The 23016-nt window shown below is 37.3% G+C and carries 20 protein-coding genes and 1 other annotated feature; of the genes, 15 read left to right on the top strand and 5 right to left on the bottom strand.

Annotated features, from left to right (window positions below):
* The first annotated feature begins 182 nt into the window (after positions 1 to 182).
* Complete coding sequence (clpB, locus tag C564_RS0100085) at positions 183 to 2783, top strand: ATP-dependent chaperone ClpB (RefSeq protein WP_006093925.1); 2601 nt, start codon at positions 183 to 185, stop codon at positions 2781 to 2783.
* A gap of 38 nt (positions 2784 to 2821) precedes the next feature.
* Here clpB and C564_RS0100090 read toward each other — a convergent pair whose 3' ends face one another.
* Positions 2822 to 3004 carry a YjzD family protein gene (locus C564_RS0100090; protein ID WP_016113766.1) on the bottom strand — a complete coding sequence of 61 codons (183 nt, stop codon included), beginning with the start codon at positions 3002 to 3004 and terminating at the stop codon, positions 2822 to 2824.
* Between the two features lie 157 nt (positions 3005 to 3161).
* Between C564_RS0100090 and C564_RS0100095 the strand changes: the two genes are divergently transcribed.
* From C564_RS0100095 to C564_RS0100125, 7 genes are all read left to right on the top strand, one after another.
* Positions 3162 to 3896: a hydrolase gene (locus C564_RS0100095; RefSeq protein WP_018763998.1), complete on the top strand. Its 735-nt coding sequence runs from the start codon at positions 3162 to 3164 to the stop codon at positions 3894 to 3896.
* Positions 3897 to 3953: 57 nt separating this feature from the next.
* Positions 3954 to 4814, top strand: coding sequence for an NAD-dependent epimerase/dehydratase family protein (locus C564_RS0100100; RefSeq protein WP_018763999.1), 861 nt, complete (start codon positions 3954 to 3956; stop codon positions 4812 to 4814).
* Between the two features lie 415 nt (positions 4815 to 5229).
* Positions 5230 to 5403 carry a ComZ family protein gene (locus tag C564_RS0100105; RefSeq protein ID WP_003195910.1) on the top strand — a complete coding sequence of 58 codons (174 nt, stop codon included), beginning with the start codon at positions 5230 to 5232 and terminating at the stop codon, positions 5401 to 5403.
* Between the two features lie 346 nt (positions 5404 to 5749).
* Positions 5750 to 6682 carry a beta-ketoacyl-ACP synthase III gene (fabH, locus tag C564_RS0100110; protein ID WP_018764000.1) on the top strand — a complete coding sequence of 311 codons (933 nt, stop codon included), beginning with the start codon at positions 5750 to 5752 and terminating at the stop codon, positions 6680 to 6682.
* A gap of 31 nt (positions 6683 to 6713) precedes the next feature.
* Entirely contained in the window at positions 6714 to 7952 is a 1239-nt protein-coding gene (gene fabF / locus C564_RS0100115; protein ID WP_003195912.1) for a beta-ketoacyl-ACP synthase II, read from the top strand.
* 415 nt (positions 7953 to 8367) lie between these two features.
* Positions 8368 to 9156, top strand: a complete 789-nt coding sequence (locus tag C564_RS0100120) for a DUF2268 domain-containing protein (protein ID WP_018764001.1) — start codon at positions 8368 to 8370, stop codon at positions 9154 to 9156.
* Between the two features lie 171 nt (positions 9157 to 9327).
* Positions 9328 to 10074 (top strand): YjbA family protein, encoded by a 747-nt coding sequence (locus C564_RS0100125; RefSeq protein WP_003206164.1) that lies wholly within the window; start codon positions 9328 to 9330, stop codon positions 10072 to 10074.
* A gap of 275 nt (positions 10075 to 10349) precedes the next feature.
* Here the strand turns inward: C564_RS0100125 and trpS are convergent, their stop codons facing one another.
* Entirely contained in the window at positions 10350 to 11339 is a 990-nt protein-coding gene (trpS, locus tag C564_RS0100130) for a tryptophan--tRNA ligase (RefSeq protein WP_018764002.1), read from the bottom strand.
* A gap of 229 nt (positions 11340 to 11568) precedes the next feature.
* Positions 11569 to 11788, bottom strand: a binding site (T-box leader).
* Between the two features lie 232 nt (positions 11789 to 12020).
* Complete coding sequence (locus C564_RS0100140) at positions 12021 to 12356, bottom strand: DUF3899 domain-containing protein (protein WP_371388987.1); 336 nt, start codon at positions 12354 to 12356, stop codon at positions 12021 to 12023.
* Between the two features lie 155 nt (positions 12357 to 12511).
* Here C564_RS0100140 and C564_RS38360 point away from each other — a divergent pair, with 155 nt between their 5' ends.
* From C564_RS38360 to C564_RS0100170, 6 genes are all read left to right on the top strand, one after another.
* A complete protein-coding gene (locus C564_RS38360; protein ID WP_026008405.1) occupies positions 12512 to 12724 on the top strand; it encodes a hypothetical protein in 213 nt (70 codons plus the stop codon).
* Positions 12721 to 14355: a peptide ABC transporter substrate-binding protein gene (locus tag C564_RS0100150; RefSeq protein WP_018764005.1), complete on the top strand. Its 1635-nt coding sequence runs from the start codon at positions 12721 to 12723 to the stop codon at positions 14353 to 14355. The genes C564_RS38360 and C564_RS0100150 overlap by 4 nt, the downstream gene beginning before the upstream one ends.
* 126 nt (positions 14356 to 14481) lie before the next feature.
* The gene (gene opp3b, locus C564_RS0100155; protein ID WP_003195920.1) at positions 14482 to 15411 is read left to right on the top strand and encodes an oligopeptide ABC transporter permease; all 930 of its coding nucleotides are present in this window, start codon (positions 14482 to 14484) and stop codon (positions 15409 to 15411) included.
* Positions 15408 to 16424, top strand: coding sequence for an oligopeptide ABC transporter permease (gene opp3C, locus C564_RS0100160; RefSeq protein ID WP_018764006.1), 1017 nt, complete (start codon positions 15408 to 15410; stop codon positions 16422 to 16424). Before opp3b ends, opp3C begins: the two co-directional genes overlap by 4 nt.
* A gap of 20 nt (positions 16425 to 16444) precedes the next feature.
* Positions 16445 to 17488 (top strand): ABC transporter ATP-binding protein, encoded by a 1044-nt coding sequence (locus C564_RS0100165; RefSeq protein ID WP_018764007.1) that lies wholly within the window; start codon positions 16445 to 16447, stop codon positions 17486 to 17488.
* Positions 17481 to 18416 (top strand): ABC transporter ATP-binding protein, encoded by a 936-nt coding sequence (locus C564_RS0100170; RefSeq protein WP_017152841.1) that lies wholly within the window; start codon positions 17481 to 17483, stop codon positions 18414 to 18416. Before C564_RS0100165 ends, C564_RS0100170 begins: the two co-directional genes overlap by 8 nt.
* A 351-nt stretch (positions 18417 to 18767) precedes the next feature.
* Here the strand turns inward: C564_RS0100170 and C564_RS0100175 are convergent, their stop codons facing one another.
* On the bottom strand, positions 18768 to 20159 hold the full coding sequence (locus C564_RS0100175; RefSeq protein WP_018764008.1) for an MATE family efflux transporter: 1392 nt from the start codon (positions 20157 to 20159) through the stop codon (positions 18768 to 18770).
* Positions 20160 to 20809: 650 nt separating this feature from the next.
* On the opposite strand from C564_RS0100175, the gene C564_RS0100180 reads away from it, so the two are divergent.
* The gene (locus C564_RS0100180; protein WP_018764009.1) at positions 20810 to 22456 is read left to right on the top strand and encodes a peptide ABC transporter substrate-binding protein; all 1647 of its coding nucleotides are present in this window, start codon (positions 20810 to 20812) and stop codon (positions 22454 to 22456) included.
* A 33-nt stretch (positions 22457 to 22489) separates the two neighbouring features.
* Here C564_RS0100180 and C564_RS0100185 read toward each other — a convergent pair whose 3' ends face one another.
* Positions 22490 to 22693, bottom strand: coding sequence for a hypothetical protein (locus C564_RS0100185; protein WP_000225326.1), 204 nt, complete (start codon positions 22691 to 22693; stop codon positions 22490 to 22492).
* Between the last annotated feature and the right edge of the window lie 323 nt (positions 22694 to 23016).

Below are 23016 nucleotides of genomic sequence, written 5' to 3' on the forward strand. Positions count from 1 at the left end.
CTTTTGTGATTGAAGAGCAGAGGTATACATACTTTTTTGGGGAAACAAAGTTCAAATTTCATAATCAAATTCATTGTATAAAAAAGACAATTGGCGTATAATTAAATTAAAGGTCAAATAAAGTCAAAAAATCAAAAAAGGTCAAACATCAAGAGGATTCCAATGTTTGGAGGTTTGTGAAGATGGACTTAAATCAAATGACGACGAAAACACAAGAAGCAATTATGAGTGCTCAATCTTTAGCGGTATCTCATCATCATCAAGAAGTTGATACTGTTCATCTATTACTTGCATTATTACAGCAGCAAGATGGATTAGCAGTGCGTATTTTTCAAAAAATGAATGTCAATATAGAACAATTAACGAAAGAAGTAGAAAGATTGCTTCAAAAGAAACCATCTGTTACAGGAAGTGGTGTAGAAGCTGGCAAAGTGTATGTGACAAATGCTTTAGGGCAATTACTCGTTAAAGCAGAGGCAGAGGCAAAAAAACTGCAAGATGAATATATTTCAGTGGAACATGTATTGCTCGCATTTTGTGAGGAAAAAGGTGATATGAATCACTTGTTCACAGCATTTCACATTACGAAGGATACATTATTACAGTCTTTAATGGAAGTTCGGGGGAATCAGAGAGTGACTAGTCAAAATCCAGAAGTAACATATGAAGCGTTAGAAAAGTATGGCCGTGATTTAGTGGCAGAAGTAAGACAAGGGAAAATTGATCCTGTCATTGGTCGTGATAGCGAAATTCGCCGGGTTATCCGCATTCTTTCTCGTAAAACAAAAAACAACCCTGTTTTAATTGGTGAACCAGGCGTTGGGAAAACAGCAATTGTTGAAGGATTGGCACAACGAATTGTACGAAAAGATGTACCAGAAGGATTAAAAGATAGAACAATCTTTGCATTAGATATGAGCGCGCTTGTGGCGGGTGCAAAGTTCCGTGGTGAGTTTGAAGAACGTTTGCAAGCTGTGTTAAATGAAATCAAAAAAAGTGAAGGGCGTATTCTTTTATTCATTGATGAGCTCCATACAATTGTTGGTGCTGGTAAAACAGAAGGGGCGATGGATGCAGGGAATATGTTAAAACCAATGCTTGCGCGCGGTGAACTTCATTGTATTGGAGCGACTACTTTAGATGAGTATCGAAAATATATTGAGAAAGATCCAGCGCTAGAACGTCGTTTTCAACAAGTGTTAGCAGAAGAGCCAACGGTAGAAGATACAATTTCTATTTTACGTGGTTTAAAAGAGCGCTTTGAAATTTATCATGGTGTAAATATTCATGACCGTGCGATTGTAGCGGCATCTGTATTGTCTGATCGATATATATCTGATCGCTTTTTACCAGATAAAGCGATTGACCTTGTTGATGAAGCGTGCGCAACAATTCGAACAGAAATTGATTCTATGCCAACAGAATTGGATGAAGTAACGCGCCGCATTATGCAGCTGGAAATTGAAGAAGCTGCTTTAGGAAAAGAAACGGATCGTGGTAGTCAAGAGCGACTAAAAACATTGCAACGTGAACTATCTGATTTAAAAGAAGTTGCAAATGGAATGCGAGCGCAATGGCAAAAAGAAAAAGAAGAAATCCATAAAGTTCGTGACTTAAGGGAACACCTTGAACGTTTACGTCGTGAATTAGAAGAAGCAGAAGGGAATTACGACTTAAATAAAGCAGCAGAGCTTCGTCATGGTAAAATTCCAGCAGTGGAAAAAGAATTAAGAGAAGCGGAAGAAACGGGAGCGCATAACGAACAAGAGAACCGTTTGCTTCGTGAAGAAGTAAGTGAAGAAGAAATTGCAAATATCGTTTCACGTTGGACTGGCATACCAGTTGCAAAACTTGTAGAAGGTGAACGTGAAAAACTGCTACGTTTAGAGCAAATTTTATCAGAACGTGTTATTGGACAAGAGGAAGCAGTTAGTCTTGTGGCGGATGCAGTTCTTCGTGCTCGCGCTGGTATTAAAGATCCAAATCGTCCAATCGGTTCATTCATTTTCTTAGGACCAACAGGCGTTGGGAAAACAGAACTTGCGAAAACATTAGCACAATCTTTATTTGATAGTGAAGAGCAAATCATTCGCATTGATATGTCCGAGTATATGGAGAAACATGCTGTGTCTCGCTTGATTGGAGCTCCTCCTGGATATGTAGGATATGAGGAAGGTGGACAATTAACAGAAGCCGTACGCCGTAAACCATATTCCGTTATTTTATTAGATGAAATTGAAAAAGCACATCCAGAAGTATTCAACATTTTATTACAAATGTTAGATGATGGGCGTATTACGGATTCACAAGGACGAACAGTGGATTTCAAAAATACAGTGATTATTATGACATCAAATATTGGTTCAGGGCATTTATTAGAAGGGTTACAAGAAGATGGTACAATTAAAGAGGAAGCAAGAGATCTTGTTATGGGGCAGCTTAGAGGACATTTTCGCCCAGAGTTTTTAAATCGTGTGGATGAAATTATTTTATTTAAACCACTTACAACAAATGAGATCAAAGGAATCGTTGATAAAATTGTAAAAGAGTTACAAGGGCGTTTAATAGATCGTCATATTACAGTGGAATTAACAGAAGTAGCAAAAGAGTTTGTTGTGGAATCTGGGTTCGATCCGATGTATGGAGCGCGTCCATTAAAACGATATGTACAGCGTCAAGTTGAAACAAAGTTAGCACGTGAATTGATTGCGGGAACAATTACTGATAATAGTCATGTAGTTGTTGATGTGGAAAATAACGAACTAGTTGTTCATGTCCAATAAAAAAAGAGTCCGGAGGTTGAATCCGGGCTCTTTCTTTATTAGTGTTGTTCTACTGGTTCGTTTGGAATTGCTGCTGCAATTGCCATTACAAGCACAGCAAGAACAATTGAGAATTTAGACGCTAGCGCGAAATCGTATACACCGCCAGTCATAGAGCTAATTACGTAGCTCATCATATGTACAAGCATAAACGACCAAATAAAGGCCCAAATTACACGCATCTTTTCACACCCCTATTCGTTCAATCTGTCCTTATTGTAACACAATTGAAAAAAGAATATAGAAAAAATATTTGTAGATTTTTCAAAGCAAAATTGTATTCCTTTCATACATTATAAAGGAGTAGTTTTTATGTTTAGAAAATAAGGCGGGAGAATGATGAGTGTTACGGAACGTTTTTTTTACTTAGAACAAGAACCATGTGTGATTTATTTGCCAGAGAGGCCCAATGGATTTGGTGTCATGCTTCTTGGTGATTACAATTATTTTATTGAGAATGGTACAAGTTTATGGACGCAGCATGCGGGGCGCGCTCATTTTTTAAATGGGTTGATAGAAAATGGATATACCGTTTTTTCATCTAATTTATACGGGAGACATTGGGGGAATGATCAATCGGTTCGTTTAGCGAAGCGTTTGTATCATGTTGTTATGAAAAAAGAAACACTAAACGAACAAATTCATATCATTGCAGATGGAATGGGGGCTCTTGTGGCTCTTGAAATGATGAATCGATACCCAGAATGTATTCGATCTGCAGTGATGCTTACTCCATGCCTAGATTTGCCTGCACATGTGGAATTTGAAAAAGAGCATAAATTTTTCTATAAAAGGTTAGTGAGAGAGTTATTGCTTGCGTATGATGTGAAGGAAGCTCAGTTAGAAGCGGAAATTGCTAAGAAGTCTTTTTCTTATTTACCTTCTTGTGTGCCTGTAAAAATATTTGTATCCACACAAGAACAAAAAGCGCGCAAGCAATTGTTACGTGAATATGAAAAAAAGCGGATAAATAAAAATTGTGAGACCTCACTATCGTTTCATTTGCAACATGTAAAATATAAGATGGTTCAACATACATGTCATTTCTTTAAAAAATATGAAGAAGATTTATGAAGCTCCAATATACATAAATGAGGAGCTATTTGTTTAGAGGGAGAAAGGGTTGGTGACATGAAGCGCGTACTAATTATAGGAGCACTTTCGTTTGTAGGCTATCATCTTGTAAATAAAATGCTTGCGGAAGAAGTAGAAGTATATGGCCTTGATTTTGCTGATCTGGAAAGTATGTCAAAAGTAAGTGAAGAAAAGTTATTTTTAATTGGGCGGAATGATTTGTTTATGTATTCGTCTATAAGAGATGAGAGCGGATGGAAGACAGTAGAAACCGATCAATTTGATGCGGCTTACTTTTGTTTATGTGAACCGAACAGGCAAAGCGGATTTCGAAATGAACGAATCATTTTACAATATTTAAAGCGTGTCATTCATATGTGCGAAAGAAAACAAGTGAAGCTAAATGTACTTTCTTCTATTGAAATAGCAAATGTGCAAGATCAATCTGAAAATAAACGATTATTTATGAAAGTAGAAGAAGAAGTGGAGAAGGGGAATATTCGTTATAGTATACTTCGTGTTCCAACTTTATATGGCCCATGGCAGCCTTCCTTTATGACGTACCACAGGCTTATTCTTTCTGAACTTATGGAAAAGGAATATGAGCTTCTTCAAAATGAAAATGGAGCGGATCTTCTTTATGTAGAAGATGTGTGTGAATATTTATGGGAAAAAGGCAAAAACATAGAAAATTTAGGTGTATATAATATGATCAGTGGTAAAGAAAATCTATGGGAAAAAGGAATTATCCTTTTAAATGCCGAGCATAAAGTAAAAAAAACTGTTAAAGAAGTAAAAGGAGAAGAGATAAAGAGTGTTTGTATTGTGAAAAACACGCCGTTAGAATTCGGTTTAAATAAGCAATTGACACATTTAAAACGATATAAAGAGTTATACGAAGAACACAACATATGTTAAACTATACAAATATAAATTGAAAAACCAATATAAAACCTTTTTTTTAGGTGGGAGAGAGTATCCGCCCATGCATAGAAGCGGTCAGGTCCTTTTTTGGCCCCATGCCAAGTGAAAACAAAAGGAGAAAACGAGTGAAAATCTCCGTTTATTTTCATAGCCGTGGTTTGTATGTTGGAAAATCAATATAAATACAAATTGAAAAACCGATATAAAACCTTTCTTTTTTAGGTGGGAGAGAGCATCCGCCCATGCATAGAAGCCATACCCCATACCAAGTTAAAAACAAAGAGAGAACACGAGTGCAAGTCACCTTTTGTTTTTGTAGCACCGACTTATATGTTGAAAAATCAAAAGGAATTTATATAGTGTAGAAGTAAGGAGATTAGTGCTCCTTTTATGGAAAGGATGAAGAAATATGAATGAAAAAAATATGCAGTTTTTACAAATCGCTATGAAACATCTGCCGGAAGCAAAGGCCATTTTGGATGATAATGGGATTGCACTTGATATGGAAAAAGCGCAGCCAGTACTAGAGTTGTTAATGAAAGTAATGAACGAAGCATATGAGCTTGGAAAAGCGGGAAAATAAGGTGAACTAGACATAAAACCCTTTTTTTGGAGGAAGAGAGCATCTAGCCATGCATAGAAACGGTCAGAGCCTTTTTCTGCCCCACGCCAAGTAAAAGCAGATACGGAAGTATTTTTGTCATTTTAACCGAGAAGACTCCCTCTTCTAAGCAAAGTGAAGGAGGGGGGAGTTCAATTGGAAAAGAGCGGGATATATAGGTAGTTTGCTTTTGGTTCTACTATGAGATAAGGTCGACAATATGTCGGCTTTATTTTTTTACTTAGAAATATATTCTAGACAAATAAACATTTATGTTTTAGAATTAGTACCAAGTCATAATAATTGATATAAAACGGAGGGCTGCGATGTGAACGTAGGCATTTTAGGGATCGGAAGATATGTGCCAGAAAAAGTAGTCACAAATCACGACTTAGAGAAAATCATGGATACATCTGATGAGTGGATTCGTACGAGAACGGGAATTGCAGAGAGACGCATTGCCGATGATACAATAGATACTTCATATATGGCGGTAGAAGCTGCCAAGAAAGCTATTGAAAATGCAGGGATTAGTGGAGAAGAAATTGACCTTATTTTAGTTGCAACAGTAACGCCAGATCGCTCTTTTCCAGCCGTTGCTTGTGTAATTCAAGAACAAATTGGTGCGAAACATGCAGCAGCAATGGATTTAGGTGCAGCATGTGCGGGCTTTATGTACGGAATGATTACAGCGCAGCAATTTATTCAAACTGGAACTTATAAAAACGTATTAGTAGTTGGTAGTGATAAATTATCTAAAATTGTAGATTGGAACGACCGCAATACGGCAGTGTTATTTGGAGACGGAGCAGGTGCTGTTGTAATGGGAGCTGTTTCAGAAGGAAAGGGTATCCTTTCATTTGAATTAGGCGCAGATGGAAGTGGTGGCAAGCACCTTTATCAAGATGAATATGTTATGATGAATGGCAGAGAAGTCTTTAAATTCGCTGTTCGTCAACTTGGTGATTCTTGTCTTCGTGTTGTAGAAAAAGCAGGTCTTACGAAAGAAGATGTGGACTTTTTAGTTCCGCATCAAGCAAATATTCGTATTATGGAATCGGCAAGGGAACGATTAGGTTTGCCACAAGAAAAAATGAGTACAACAATTGAAAAGTTTGGGAATACGTCAGCTTCTTCAATTCCAATTGCGATGGTAGAGGAATTGCAAAATGGACGTATTCAAGACGGTGATTTAATTATATTAGTCGGCTTTGGTGGCGGATTAACATGGGGAGCAGTCGCTCTTCGTTGGGGCAAATAAGGACTGAGAGAAAAAAAGGAGTGTATTTTGTATGGAAAAGAAGCGTGTCGTAATTACAGGACTAGGAGCTGTTACGCCGATCGGAACAGATGTAGAAACAGCTTGGGAAAACATTAAAAATGGTGTATCTGGAATCGGACGGCTTACACGCTTAGATCCGGAACAATTTCCAGCAAAAGTAGCAGCGGAAATTAACGACTTTGAAGCTGAAAAATATATTGAGAAAAAAGAAGCGCGCCGTATGGATCGCTTCACACAATATGCGGTAGCAGCAGCGAAAATGGCAGTTGAAGATGCAAAGTTGGACATTACAGAAGAAAATGCACCGCGTATTGGTGTATGGATAGGTTCTGGTATTGGTGGCATGGAAACGTATGAAGAGCAATTTAAAATCTTTACGGAAAAAGGCCCGCGCCGTGTAAGTCCATTTTTGATACCAATGATGATTCCTGATATGGCTGCGGGTCAAGTCTCAATTGCTACAGGTGCAAAAGGAATTAATACTTGTTCTGTGACAGCTTGTGCATCTGGGGCAAACTCAATTGGTGACGCATTTAAAGTCATTCAGCGCGGTGATGCAGATGCAATGATTACAGGCGGTGCAGAGGCGCCGTTAACAAGTATGGCATTTGCAGGATTTAGTTCAGCGAAAGCATTAACATTTAATGAGGATCCAGCAACTGCTTGTCGTCCATTTGATAAAAATCGTAGTGGATTTGTAATGGGAGAAGGAGCTGGTATTCTTATACTAGAAGAGTTGGAGCATGCGTTAGCACGAGGTGCACGTATTTATGCTGAACTTGTCGGATATGGTGCAACAGGTGATGCGTTCCATATTACAATGCCTGCTCCTGGCGGTGAGGGCGGTGTTCGTGCGATACGTCAAGCATTAGCAGATGCGGGTCTTCAGCCTGAGGATATCGATTATATTAATGCGCATGGTACAAGTACAGATGCGAATGAGAAATACGAAACGATGGCAATTAAAGAAGCATTTGGTGAACATGCATATAAAGTAGCGATTAGCTCTACAAAATCAATGACTGGTCATTTATTAGGAGCAGCAGGCGCTGTTGAGGCGATTTTCTCTGTTAAATCTATTACAGATGGCGTGATTCCGCCAACAATTAACTATGAAACACCAGATCCAGAATGTGATTTAGATTACGTACCAAACAAAGCGAGACATCAAGAAGTACGCACTGTTTTAAGTAACTCATTAGGGTTCGGTGGTCATAACGCAGTGTTAGTATTTAAAGCTTATAAATAATGTAGTAAAAGGGTGTTTTGGGAAGTAGCAAAGGAGAGCTACTTCTTAAAACACCCTTTTTTGGATGGAAGAGAGCGTCCGATCATGTGTAGAAGCGGTCAGTGCCTGTTTTCGCTCCATACCATGTAAAAACAAAAGTAGAAAGTGAGAGCGGGTCAGCTTTTGATTTCATAGCCATAACTAGGGTTCGGTGGTCATAACGTAGTGTTGGTATTTAAAGCTTATAAATAATTGTAGTAAAAATGAAGGGGATTTGTTTCGGCATCATGACTTTACTACTAATCTTTTTGGGCGCATGCGGGAAAGATGAAGTAACGCAATCAGAAACAAAGTAAAGCCAATCAAAAGTTTCATTTTATCACTTCGCGTTCGCTCCTTTTCTTGCATATATATAGAAGAAAAGGGAGGAGTGAAGATGGGGGTTATTCAAACGGCAGATTGGCTGCACCTTTATTATGGGCGTCCAGAAAAGCTTTGTGAGAAGTTTACAAAATACATTCCATTACCAAAGGAGAGGTTGTACCGTTTTTTAATTTCTAAAGGTATGTATCGTCCAGTGATGGAAGGACAAAAAGAAATTGAGCGACTAGAGGAAAAGCAGATTTGGAAAGAGCTTTCTGAGGAGTATGAGGAACTAAAGCACTGGTTACAAGGGCCAGATGTCCCTATCTTTATTTTGTTATCAGATTCATATAATCGCACGGTACAAGCGGAATATAACGGAAAAGCTGGCTTAACAATGCGTCATGTGATTTTCCTGTTTGTCTGTGGACGGAATACAGTGAAGGAATTAAAAGCATTGCTTACCCATGAATATCATCACATATGTCGGTTACATCAAATTGAAAAGAAAGAAAAGGATTATACATTACTTGATACAATGATAATGGAGGGGCTTGCAGAGCAAGCGGTGTATGAAAGGCACTCAGAAAAAAGTTATGCACCGTGGACATCGTACTATACAAAAGAGGAAGCGGTTCATTATTGGGAGAAGGTTGTAAAAAAGAAACAGGATATGAAGAGAGGAACAAGGGAGCATGACTGCGTACTAAATGGAATGCAAATGTACCCGAAGATGCTTGGATATGGCGTTGGATTTCATATTGTAAAAGATTGTGTGGAATTTGAGAAAGATAACACGCTTTCTTTATTGTCCATGGATGCCATATGTATATTAAATAAAGCAAATACTTTTACCTCTTAATAGGTGATAAATATAAAAAACTTGGCGCTGCCAAGTTTTTTTGCATGATGAAAATGGAAGTGAGAAGTAGTGAAGAAATAATAAGTAGAATATATTCCCTTGGATGGAATAAATTTCACAAAAAATGAACATAATGAGATGTACAAACAGTAGTGAAGTGAGGGGTAGAAAATGTTATATCTACATGATGTGTGGGTAAATTGGTTTGAAGGTGAAGAAAATGGGTATAACGTTTGTCATTTTTACGAATGGCGGAAGGATGATACGATCGAATTATTAGATCAAGTGCCATTATTAAAAGTAGATTCTACATTATATCATTACATCGAGAACGAATTATTGGAACTTCCGCAAAAACTATTGGAAGACGTACATCATAAGGCGTATATTCGTAAAAATCATGAGCGTTTGCAACAAGAGTATTGTTTTGTTGTTACAGATGGAAAAGGAATTATTGCAGTGGATTCAATTGGGTACAATGTACCGATTCGAAAAAGTAGGCTTATTCCTCGTCAAGAGCAGATGGTATATGAGATGGTGGAAAATGTCCAAGCAGAAAAGTATGAGTTTCAAGTGGAAGAATCACAAAAAGAGCATCATATTTTATCACCATCGCCATATATTATGAATGGCTTAACTCGTAAAGAACGACAATTAAAACAATTGCTTTTTATGGCGCTAGATCAACTACATACAACGAAAAATCCAGCTGAAATTCGCTATTGGTATACAGAATGGGATCCATCTGCATATGGGACTGTTCAACATATGAAATTTGAAGACGTCTGGGAGCGCCTTTATGAGGAAGCGAAATATGGTTGGTCAAAAAAGCATGAACAGCTATGTGAACGCCTTGTAAAAGGGCAACCATTCTTTGAAAAGTTATGGGAAATGGAAAATGAACAAAAGGTAAATTAAAAAACCGCCAAATTGGCGGTTTTTTAATTTTATCCAGCTCCGGTGGCAAGCTCTTCGTGTCTAAGAACCTTCCGCATAAGAAGGAAAAGAACGCCTTCTATGCGAAAAAACCTTAGCCCGTCAGAGCTGAATGATCCACCTCCGCTTTTTGTATAATCCAGCTCCAGCGGCAAGAATGATGGGTGGCTTCGCGTCTTCCTACGAGTCAAAAAGTGCCTCTACGTCAGGAGCTCCATCCCCCTCACATTCTAAGCGAGCCACTTCCGCTTTTTTCATTACCTACGTTTTCTGCTTAATCCCATTGCATTTTCAACTTTACGTAGTTGTTTCATTGCAACGCGGTTTGCTTTTTCAGCACCTTTGTCAAGAATTTCATCTAATTCAGGGGAGTTAATTAGTTCGTTATATTTTTCTTGAATTGGACGAATTGCTTCTACGACTACTTGTGCTAAATCACCTTTAAAGTCGCCGTATCCTTTTCCTTCATAGTAAGCTTCTAGTTCTTCAATTGTTTTACCTGAGAATGAAGAGTAGATTGTTAATAAGTTGGAAATACCAGGTTTGTTTTCTTTGTCGTATTTTACGATACCGTCAGAATCAGTTACTGCACTTTTAATTTTCTTTTCGATTGTTTTTGGCTCATCAAGCATACTAATCATTGATTTTGGATTTGGATCAGATTTGCTCATTTTTTTCGTAGGTTCTGTTAATGACATAACACGAGCTCCTACTTTTGGAATGCGAATCTCTGGAATTGTGAAAATTTCACGGAAGCGTTTATTGAAACGCTCTGCTAAATCGCGAGTTAATTCCATATGTTGTTTTTGGTCGTCGCCAACTGGCACAATCTCAGTGTTGTAAAGTAAGATGTCAGCTGCCATTAATGGTGGATACGTAAGTAATCCAGCTGGAACAGATTCTCTACCAGATGATTTATCTTTATATTGCGTCATACGTTCTAATTCTCCAACATATGCGATAGATTGCATAATCCATCCGAGTTGAGCGTGCGCAGATACCTCTGATTGTACAAATAAAGTAGATTTTTCAGGATCAATACCACAAGCTACATATAGCGCAGCAAGGCTGCGGATGTTTTTACGAAGTTGTACAGAATCTTGAGGAACTGTAATCGCATGCTGGTTTACAATGCAGAAATAACAATCATGTTCGTTTTGTAATTCTGTAAATTGTTTCATTGCTCCTAAATAGTTTCCAAGCGTAATTGTTCCGCTTGGCTGAATACCAGAAAAAATAACTGACATAATAATGCCTCCTTGAAATTTGTATGTATTGTTGAAGAGTGGGGGAAGTAGGTCAATGCGAGCCGCTTGCGCTTTTTATATAATCCAGCTCCAGCGGCAAGAATGATCGGTGGCTTCGCGCCTTCCTGCGAGGCAAAAAACGCCTCTACATCAGGAGCTCCATCCCCCTCACATTCTAAGCAAGACGCTTCCGCTTTTAAATACAAAAAAGCCCATTCATCCCAAATGATCTAGGGACGAATGGACCGCGGTACCACCCTAATTATTTCACAAATAGTGAAATCTCTTTTATCCATTATAACGCCTGGATATAACGCCAAAGCCTACTCCTAAGTTGTTTCGGTTTGGTGCTCAAAAGCCCATTCCATACTGTACAATTACTTGTTCTCACCAACCACAAGCTCTCTGAAATTGCTGCAATATGTACTCTTCTTTCTCATCGCATGCATATGAATTTATTATAATATAGCTCTGTTTTTAACAGCTGAGCGAGCCACTTGCGCTTTTTGAGTAATCCAGCTCCAGTGGCAAGAATACTCGGTGGCTTCGCGCCTTCCAGCGAGGCAAAAAGCGCCTCTACGTCAGGAGCTCCATCCCCCTCGCATTCTGAGCGAGCCACTTGCGCTTTTTATAACAAAATGTTTTGCAAGTAATTATATCATATGGAAAAACGTTTGCAAACTACATCAAAATAGTAAAGCTAATGATCGTAGAGATGAGGCCTAAAAGAACACCTGTAATGCAGATGGGGTATGTCCATGTGAAAGAATACGTTTTATATATTCTTTCTTTTTTATCTATTGCTGATTCTTCTTCTTCAATTAAAGATTCTACCTTTTTATTTGTTCCAAATACTTTTTGGAAAGCGTACATTGTTATGTTGAAAAATCCACTTTGAAATAGAAATAAAAAACCTCCTAAAATAACAAAAAATAATGCAATGTAAAACATGATATTGACAAAATTCAACAAAAATTGAGCTGAAAATAGGAATGCACCAATGCTAGAAACGATTATAGCTAACAATATTAATATACAAGTGTGAGAATAAAGTCTATTCAAAATGTTCCCCTCCGTCAAAATATTACTAGAATTATTATACTATAAAAGTTATAATGAGTACTAGGGATAATTATTTGAAAATTATACGCAATTTTGTATTTTCTTTCAATATGATGGGAGCAATGTTAAGTGCCTCATTTACAAAAAATAAAAAAAATAAACATTTTATTAAAAATTTTAACAAAAAAACAAAAAACTATATTCACAATCGTCACATTATATGTATAATGAAAATTGTAGAAACTTGGAGATTATTCTTTCAATTCTGCTTTTTAGTAAGTGGGGGTACAGGAGGTGCAATTAGGGGAGGTAGTACAATATGAAGAAAAAGATACCACTAATACTTGCATCGACATTGACGGTCAGTATGCTTGGTGCTTGTAGTTATCAGCAAGAAGATACGAAAGCGAGTACGAAAGAAGGCAGTGCTTCAGGCAAACAAGTACTAAATTTACCTGAAGCTGCTGAAATTCCGACAATGGATACAACATTATCAACAGATGCGGCATCTTCTAACATAATGAATAACACAATGGAAGGATTATATCGCCTTGGAAAAGACGATAAACTCGTTCCAGGTGTGGCAAAGTCTTATGAGAAAACGGAAGATGGTAAGAAGTACGTATTTAAATTACGTGATGATGCGAAGTGGTCTAATGGGGAACCTGTAACAGCTAAAGACTTTGTATATTCTTGGAGACGAGCTGTCGATTCAAATACAGGTGCAAAATTTGCTTACATATTATTCGATGTAAAGAATGCAGAAAAAATTAATAAAAAAGAGTTGCCAGTTGAAGAACTTGGCGTAAAAGCAATTGATGATCACACACTAGAAGTGGAATTAGACAACCCTGTTCCTTACTTTGTTAGCTTAACGGTATATCCAACATTCTATCCATTAAATGAAAAGTTCGTAAAAGAACAAGGGGATAAATTTGGATTAGAATCTAATACGACGCTCTATAACGGTCCGTTCGTCTTAAATGAGTGGAAACATGAACAAAGTTTCCAGCTTAAGAAAAATGAGACGTATTGGGACAATAAAGTAGTGAAGCTGGAAGAAGTAAACTTCAATATTCTAAAGGATCGTTCAACTGCAATAAATTTATATGAAACAAATGCAATTGATCGTGTCGTATTGACATCAGAATTTGTAGATAAATACAAAAAAGATTCTGATTTCAAGACAATTAAGAAACCTTCTACACAGTTTATTCGTTTAAACGAAAAGAACAAGTTCTTAGCGAATAAGAACATCCGTAAAGCAATATCAATGGCCTTTGAACGTGAAAATATCGGGAAAGTTATTTTAAACGATGGTTCACAGGGGATGTACGGTTTTGTTCCGAAAAGTTTAGCGAAAGGACCAAATGGAAAAGACTTCCGTGAAGAAAATGGAAATCTGATCAAAGAAGATATAAAAGAGGCTCAAAAATATTGGGAAGCAGGTAAAAAAGAACTTGGTGTTGATAAAGTAGATTTAGAGTTGCTGAACTTTGATACAGATGATGCTAAGAAAATCGGTGAGTATTTAAAAGGGCAATTTGAAAAGAATTTACCAGGCTTAACAATTTCAATGAAAATGCAGCCATTTGCACAAAAATTAAAACTTGAAGCAAGTGGAGAATATGCAATGTCGTATGCAGGATGGGCCCCAGATTATATGGATCCGATGGCATTCCTAGATATGTATACAACAGGAAATCCGCAAAACAAAGTCAACTATGCAAATCCAGCATATGACGAATTAATTAAGAAGGCAAAAGTAGAGACAGATGTACAATCTCGTTGGGATGCACTGTTGAAAGCTGAAAAACAATTGTTGGATGATGCAGCAATTGCTCCAGTATATCAACCAGGAAAAGCATATTTACAACGCAGCTCTATTACAGGGTTGCTAGAACATAAATATGGTGGCGAATTTAGCTACAAATGGGTTGAAGTCAAAAAATAAAAATGGTTTCCATCATGAATAAGGGTATATGCCTATGATGGGCATATGCTCTTATTTAAAAAAATAAAAGTAAGAATATTTCAAACTATCTTATTGCTTTTGAGAAAAATGGGGAGGTGCTTGATTATGGGACGTTATGCATTAAAACGTTTCGTGTACATGGCTTTGACGTTATTTTTAATCACTACGCTGACATTCTTTTTAATGAAATTACTGCCGGGTTCTCCGCTTAAAAACCAAGAGAAATTATCTCCGGCGCAGAAAGAAATCATTTTAGAAAAATATGGTTTGAATGATCCGGTGCCAGTGCAATATGCGCGCTACTTAGGGAACTTAGTAAAAGGTGATTTAGGAGTATCATTCCAGTACGATAACCGTCCTGTAACGGATATGATTGTTGATCGTATTGGACCATCAGCACAGCTTGGTTTCCAGGCGATCGTATTAGGAACATTTATAGGTCTAATTTTAGGGATTATCGCAGCACTTCGTAATAATACATGGGTGGATTACGGGGCAACCATTATTTCTGTACTCGGAATGTCGGTACCATCCTTCGTATTCGCAGCGTTACTACAATATTTTGTAGGGGTAAAACTTGGTTGGTTCCCAGTTGCATTCTGGAAAGGTCCTGAATTTACAGTCATGCCAACGGTTGCTTTATCGATGGCAGTTACTGCGACAATTGCACGTTTCGCTCGTGCGGAGTTAATCGAAGTAATGCAAGCAGATTATATTTTAACAGCAAAAGCAAAAGGAATTAGTCAAGGTGTCATTATTATAAAACATGCACTTCGTAATGCATTGATTCCGGTTGTTACAATTTTAGGACCAATGGTTGCGGGATTAATTACAGGGACGCTTGTTATTGAGCAAATCTATGCTGTACCTGGACTTGGGGAGCAATTCGTTAAATCGATTCAATTGAATGATTATACGGTTATTATGGGAACGACAATTTTTTATAGTGCAATCTTTATTTTAGTAATTTTCATTGTTGATATTTTATACGGAATAATTGATCCTCGTATTCGTTTAGCGGGAGGGAAAAAATGATGAAAGACGTACAAAAATTATCTCCAGATTTATTTCAACCAGCCAATCAAAGCAATGTTGATAATGAAGTCATTGCCCGACCAAGCTTAACGTTTTGGCAAGATGTAAGAAGACGTTTGTTTAAACATAAAGGAGCAATGTTTGGTTTTGTATTGCTTGTCATCATTGCGCTTTTAGCAATTTTTGGACCGATGGTAAGTAAACATTCCTATAAAGACCAAGATTTAGGACGTGCAAAAATGCCGCCGAAAATTCCAGTGATAGAAAATATTCATTGGTTACCATTTGATGGTACAGATCAATATGGTGTTGATCAATATGAGAAACGTGATATTAAAGAGTATTTCTGGTTCGGTACAGATGATCTTGGACGTGACCTTTGGACAAGAACATGGGAAGGAACACGCGTATCATTATATATCGCTCTTTTAGCAGCGGCAATTGACCTAGTAATTGGGGTTGCATACGGAGGTATTTCAGCGTTCTATGGTGGACGAGTGGATAACATTATGCAACGTGTTATGGAAATTATTAACGGTATTCCATATTTAATCATTGTAATCTTAATGGTAATTATTATGGATCCAGGTATTTTATCAATTACATTCGCGATGGCAATTACAGGTTGGATTGGAATGTCGCGGATTGTACGTGGACAAGTATTAAAATTAAAAAACCAAGAGTATGTATTAGCATCTCGTACATTAGGTGCAACAAACACACAATTAATTGTGAAGCACTTAATTCCGAACGTAATGGGACCAATTATCGTTATGACAATGTTTACAATTCCTACAGCGGTGTTTGGTGAAGCATTCTTAAGCTTCATTGGTCTTGGTATTCAGCCGCCAACTGCATCACTTGGTTCTCTTGTAAATGATGGATATAAGTCAATTCAAACATATCCACATATGATGTTCATCCCTGCGGTTGTCATCAGTATGTTAATTTTAGCATTTAACTTAATGGCAGATGGATTACGCGATGCGTTAGATCCAAAAATGCGTAAGTAAACGAGGGAGGAGAAGTGAAAATGAAAACATTGTTAGAGGTAAAAGATTTACAAGTCTCCTTTGATACACATGCTGGTGAAGTACAAGCTGTTCGCGGAGTTACATTTGATTTGAAAAAGGGAGAAACATTAGCGATTGTAGGAGAATCTGGTTCTGGGAAATCAGTTACTTCGAAAGCGCTAATGGGACTCATCCCAAATCCTCCAGGACGTATTAAAAATGGAGAAATTGTCTTTGATGGTCGTGACTTAACAAAATTAACGGAAAAAGAAATGCAGCAAGTACGCGGGAAAGAGATTGCAATGATTTTCCAAGATCCGATGACATCACTAAATCCAACGATGACAATCGGTAATCAAATTATGGAAGGTCTTATTAAACACCAAGGGATGAGCAAAGCGGATGCGCGTAAAGTTGCGTTAGAACTGCTTGATCTTGTTGGAATTCCAAATCCAGAAGCGCGTTTAAAACAATACCCACACCAATTCTCTGGTGGTATGAGACAGCGTGTTGTTATTGCGATGGCATTAGCTTGTAATCCGAAACTATTGATTGCGGATGAGCCGACAACAGCACTTGACGTTACAATTCAAGCACAAATTTTAGAGCTTATGAAGGACATTCAACAGAAAACAGAAGCGGCGATTATTTTCATTACGCATGATTTAGGTGTAGTAGCAAACGTTGCGGACAGAGTTGCTGTTATGTATGCAGGTAAAGTCGTTGAAATTGGTACGGTTGATGAAATTTTCTACAACCCAAAACACCCGTATACATGGGGATTAATCGCATCTATGCCAAGTTTAGATGGCTCAGAAGCGGAGTTATATGCAATTCCTGGAACACCTCCAGATTTATTAAAACCGCCAAAAGGGGATGCATTTGCACCACGTAACCCACAGGCACTAAAAATTGACTTTGAAATGGAACCACCATTCTTTAAAGTTAGTGATACACATTATGCGGCAACATGGTTACTTCATGAGCAAGCACCAGAAGTACAACCGCCAGAAGTCGTTCAAAAACGAATTCTTCAAATGAAAGCAGGTGAACAACATGACTAATCAACGTGAAAAATTAATTGAAGTAAAAAATGTAAAGCAGCACTTCAACGTTAGTGGTGGTGTTGTAAAAGCGGTCAACGACATTTCATTTGATATTTACCGCGGAGAAACATTTGGACTTGTAGGGGAATCTGGTTGCGGAAAATCAACAACTGGAAGAACGATTATCAGGTTATATGATGCAACTGCTGGAGAAGTGCTGTTCGACGGTGAAAATGTACATGGTAAGAAATCACGAGCAGAATTAAAGAAATTTAATCGTAAAATGCAAATGATTTTCCAAGATCCATACGCATCATTAAATCCTCGTATGACAGTTGGGGATATTATTGCAGAAGGCATTGATATTCACGGTTTAGCAAAAAGCAAAAAAGAACGTATGGATCGTGTGCATGAATTATTGAACACAGTTGGGTTAAATAAAGAGCATGCCAATCGTTTCCCGCATGAGTTCTCTGGTGGACAACGTCAACGTATCGGAATTGCTCGTGCACTTGCGGTAGAACCGGAATTTATTATTGCGGATGAACCAATTTCAGCACTTGACGTATCCATTCAGGCGCAAGTTGTAAACTTACTGAAACAACTGCAAAGAGAAAAAGGCTTAACATATTTATTCATTGCCCATGATTTATCGATGGTAAAATACATCAGTGATCGCATTGGTGTTATGTACCGTGGACAAATTGTTGAATTAACAAGCAGTGATGAGCTATACGAGAATCCAATTCATCCGTATACAAAATCACTATTATCAGCAATTCCGCTTCCAGATCCGGATTATGAACGCAATCGTAAGCGTATCGTATATGATCCATCTCAGCATCAATATGGTAATGAAACGCCTACTATGCGAGAAATTCGCCCTGGACATTTTGTTCTTTGTTCAGAAGCAGAATACAAGAAATATAAAGAAATCTATCAATAATAGAAAAGAAGCGGCTGGAGAGGTCGCTTCTTTTTTATATACATACCAATAAGAAAACTGATATAAACCTTTTCTTATTGGATGGGAGAGAGGATTCGCCCAAGCATAGAAGCGGTCAGGTCCTTTTTTCGCCCCATGCCGAGTGAAAACAAAAGGAGAGAAGGAAAAGCTGGAGTAGAGATTTCAGCAATAGAGTGGGGGATAGAAAAATAGTAAATGAAATTTTATCGGCGCAAGTCCAAATATATCGACCGTTCCTCAAAATATATTGGCGTTCCGATAAAGAACAGCACAAAAACAGGTTGGAGAAGGCTTTCTCCAACCTGTTTTTTCTGAATATCAACATTAATATTAAGCTTGAACAGGAGCTGATTCTTCAGAAGTCTCCGGTTTAACAAGGGCATAATTTTCCCATGCTCTGCTTTTCCAGCGGAAGAACATAATGATGGCAGGTGTCCATTCATCAATCGCAATGGCTAACCAAATGCCGGGCAGTCCCATGTGCAAATAAAATACAAAAAAGTAGCCAAGTGGTAAACTCATTAATACCATTGAGAATGCGCCAATTAAAACTGGATATTTTGCATCACCAGCAGCCCGCAAGGAATTAATGATGACAATATTCATCGTTCGGCCTGTTTCTAGTAGAATGCTTAATAAAAGAACGGTTGCGCCTAAAGCGATGACATGAGGATTATCTGTAAATAACCCCATTAACTGCGTGCGAAATGTTATGACGAGAATGACCATACATAACGTAACACCAATGGCCCACTTTACACTTTTCCATACACGTACATATGCTTCGTCTTTCTCATTTCCACCGACTAAACGCCCAACAATGATCGCTGTTCCCATTCCGATGGCGATAGCGAATAAGTAAGTAAACATTGAAATATTTGTTGCATACTGTCTTGCAGCTAATGATTCTGCTCCTAAGTATGTCGCATAATATAAAAAGACAATTTGACATGCTTGGTACATAACTTGTTCAAAAGCCGATGGAATACCAATCTTTAAAATCTTGCCGATATATTCTTTTGATAAGGTAATGTAGTAGTTCAACTTCACGCGATATTCCATGACGCGGTATAGTAACCAGAAGAAGACAATGAGTGCGATTAAACGGCTGAAAGATGATGATATAGCAGCACCTTGAACGCCCATTTCTGGAAAACCGAATTTCCCGAAAATAAGTACATAGTTTCCAGCAATATGAAAAATGTTCATTCCTAATGAAATCAACATTGCTTGTTTTGTAAATCCATGAACACGAATAATAGCAGCCAGTGAATTAATAATGGCTTGAAGAAAGATTGCTCCTCCAACAATTGATAAATAATTTTGTGCGTAAGTTAATACGTCACCTTGTAAATTCATCGTCATCATCATATTTTTCGAAAATAAAAGAAAACCGGCGCTTATGATGAGCCCGACTCCTAAGTTTAATGTTACCGCTAAAGCTGATATTTTTGATGCTTCCATATATCGTTTAGAACCAAGGTATTGAGAAACAACAATTGCGGCCCCGTTTCCGATTACTTCTAGTACTAATATTGCGATATGAAGGTATTGATTCGCTGCCCCAACACCTGATACCGCGTCATCTGATAGTGCACTTAGCATAAAAGTATCAGCAATCCCCATTAACATAAAAAGAAAAACCTCTAAAAAAATGGGCCATGTTAAGAAAAATAAATTTAATTTTTCTCCCTGCCCTTTTTTGGACGTAGTCACTGTCATATCATCCCCCACTTTACCGATATCCTTTTTGAAACAAAATGTATCTTAACACACTTCAGCAACACTTGCATTCATTTTGCAGCTTGGTTATTGAACTACCCCCACCTTCACTTCATTTAGAGGAGGGGGTCTTCTCGGTTGAAATGATAAATATATATTTCGAAAAAATAGGACATATATAAGTACAAATTGAAAAATCAATAAAAATCCTTTTTTTGGTTGGGAGAGAGCGTCCGCTCATGCGTAGAAGCGGTCATCCCCTTTTTTCGCCCCATGCCGCGTGAAAACAAAAGGAGAAAAGGAGTGGAGATCTTCTTTTATTTTCAAAGCTGTGACTTATATGTTGAAAGATCAAAATGGTGCATATTAGAAGGGAATAATTATACAAAAGATATTATGTGATATAAAATTAATTATACTCTGATAATTTAGACGATTATAAAAACAGGTATATTCAGTATTTCAGGCAGGAAAATAAGTAATATAAGCCCTTTACAGAAAATATTATGTTAACAGAAAATTTTAATAAGATAGAAAAACAAATATACAAATAATATATTTATATGTATAATATGAATTATTAGAACATATAAATATTTCTTTCTGTTTGAAAATGAAAGGGCTAACATTTTTTTTAGGGGGATGGAAGGATGAAGAAAAAAGTACCAGTTTTAGTAGCGTCGACATTAGCGATGAGCATGGTTTTAGGAGCATGTAGTTATCAAAAAGATGAGTCGCAAGCGAAAGCAAAAGGGGAAAGCGGCAATAATAATGTGAAACAAGTTATAAATTTAACTGAAACACAAGAAATTCCAACGATGGACACAGCGTTATCAGCTGATCAAGTATCATCGCAAGTGATGAATAATACGATGGAAGGGCTATACCGCCTTGATAAAGGGGATAAACTCATTCCAGGTGTAGCGAAATCAAGTGAAAAATCAGCAGACGGGAAAAAGTATACTTTTAAATTACGCGAAGATGCGAAGTGGTCAAATGGAGATCCTGTAACAGCGAAAGACTTTGTATATGCTTGGCAACGAGCAATTAATCCAGATAAAGCAGCATTATCAGCATATATTATGTTTGATGTTAAAAACGCACAGAAAATTAATAAAAAAGAAATGACACCAGATCAATTAGGTGTAAAGGCCATTGATGATTATACATTAGAAGTAGAATTAGAGCATCCAGTTCCGTACTTTGAAAACTTAATGATTTATCCACTGTTTTATCCTGTAAATGAAAAGTATGCGAAAGAGCAAGGGGACAAGTTTGGTCTAGAGGCAAACACAACATTATATAATGGACCATTTGTATTAAGTGACTGGAAGCATGAAAGAAGTTTCCAAATTAAGAAAAACCCATCATACTGGGACAATAAAACAGTGAAGCTAGACGAAGTGAACTTTAATATTGTAAAAGACATGGCAACAGCGATTAACTTATATGATACAAAAGCGATAGACCGTGCTAACTTAAGATCTGAGTTTGTTGATAAATATAAAGGGGATAAAGATTTTAAAACGGCAAATGAAGCTACTGTATCCTATCTTCGTTTCAATCAGAAAAATGAAGCTTTAGCAAATAAAAACATACGTAAAGCAATTTCTCTTGCCTTTGAACGTAAACCACTTGTTGAGACGATTTTAAACAATGGCTCTACTGAAGCAACAGGATTAATTCCAAGCAAATTTATTACAGGGCCAAATAAAAAAGACTTCCGAGCTGAAAATGGGGAGTTAGTAAAAGCGAACGCGAAAGAAGCGAAGAAATATTGGGAAGCTGGTAAAAAAGAATTAGGAAAAGATAAGATTGAGATTGAGCTATTAAATGAAGATGTAGATTTATCTAAGAGAACAGGGGAGTACTTAAAAGGAGAGTTAGAAAAGAACTTACCTGGTTTTACATTGAAAATTAAGCAGCAGCCATTTGCGCAAAAGCTTAAACTTGAAGAAAGTGGAGATTATGAAATGACATTTGCTTTATGGAGTCCAGACTTCCCAGATCCAGTAACTTACCTTGATATGTTTATAACAGATGGCACGCAAAATAAAATGAAATACTCTAATCCGAAATACGATGAAATTATTATGAAAGCGAAGACTGACGGTAGCGATGTACAAGCGCGCTGGAATAGTTTACTTGAAGCAGAAAAAATCCTTATGGATGATGCAGCAATTGCTCCTGTATATCAACGTAGCACGGCTTATTTACAAAGAGGAACAGTTAAAGATATTTATAAGCATAATTATGGCGGAGATTTAAGCTTCAAGTGGGCATCTGTCGGAAAATAATTTAAAAAGAAGCAGGGAATTTCCTGCTTCTTTTTAGTATGTTCGTTTTTTATAAATCCCTTTGCCGCCAACTTGCTTCCATCCAGATTGTACTTCCGCACTTTTATCAACAAATTTCATTTTCTCTTTCCCACCAAATAGCTTTTCACCGATGCCATTCGTAATGACACCAATCAATGCTGTAATTCCGATGACGAGGGCAGCGACAATTGCAAAATCAATAAAAAAAGCAACCATATGAAAATTCCCCCTTTGCTTGTCTGTATCATTATTGTATGAGAAAAAAAGTTAAAAAGAAAGAAAAGTTAGAAAATAATTATTTTACTTAAAAATAGTCTAGACAATAATAATGAGGTTTGATAAAATTAACAAGAACAAACGTTCCTTTTTCATAGCTGTTTTACATAGCGGTAAGTCTTACATTTCACCATTGTTTTATCAGAAAAAGGTAATAAAGCGCTATCGGAAACATGTGGTGAAGTACATTATATGAAAGAGAGTCTATCAAAAAATAGTTCTAAAGACGTATACGAATGGGATATAGGGCTTATGTCTTCAAG

Source organism: Bacillus sp. 105MF, assembly GCF_000374885.1.
GTDB classification, from domain to species: Bacteria; Bacillota; Bacilli; order Bacillales; family Bacillaceae_G; genus Bacillus_A; species Bacillus_A pseudomycoides.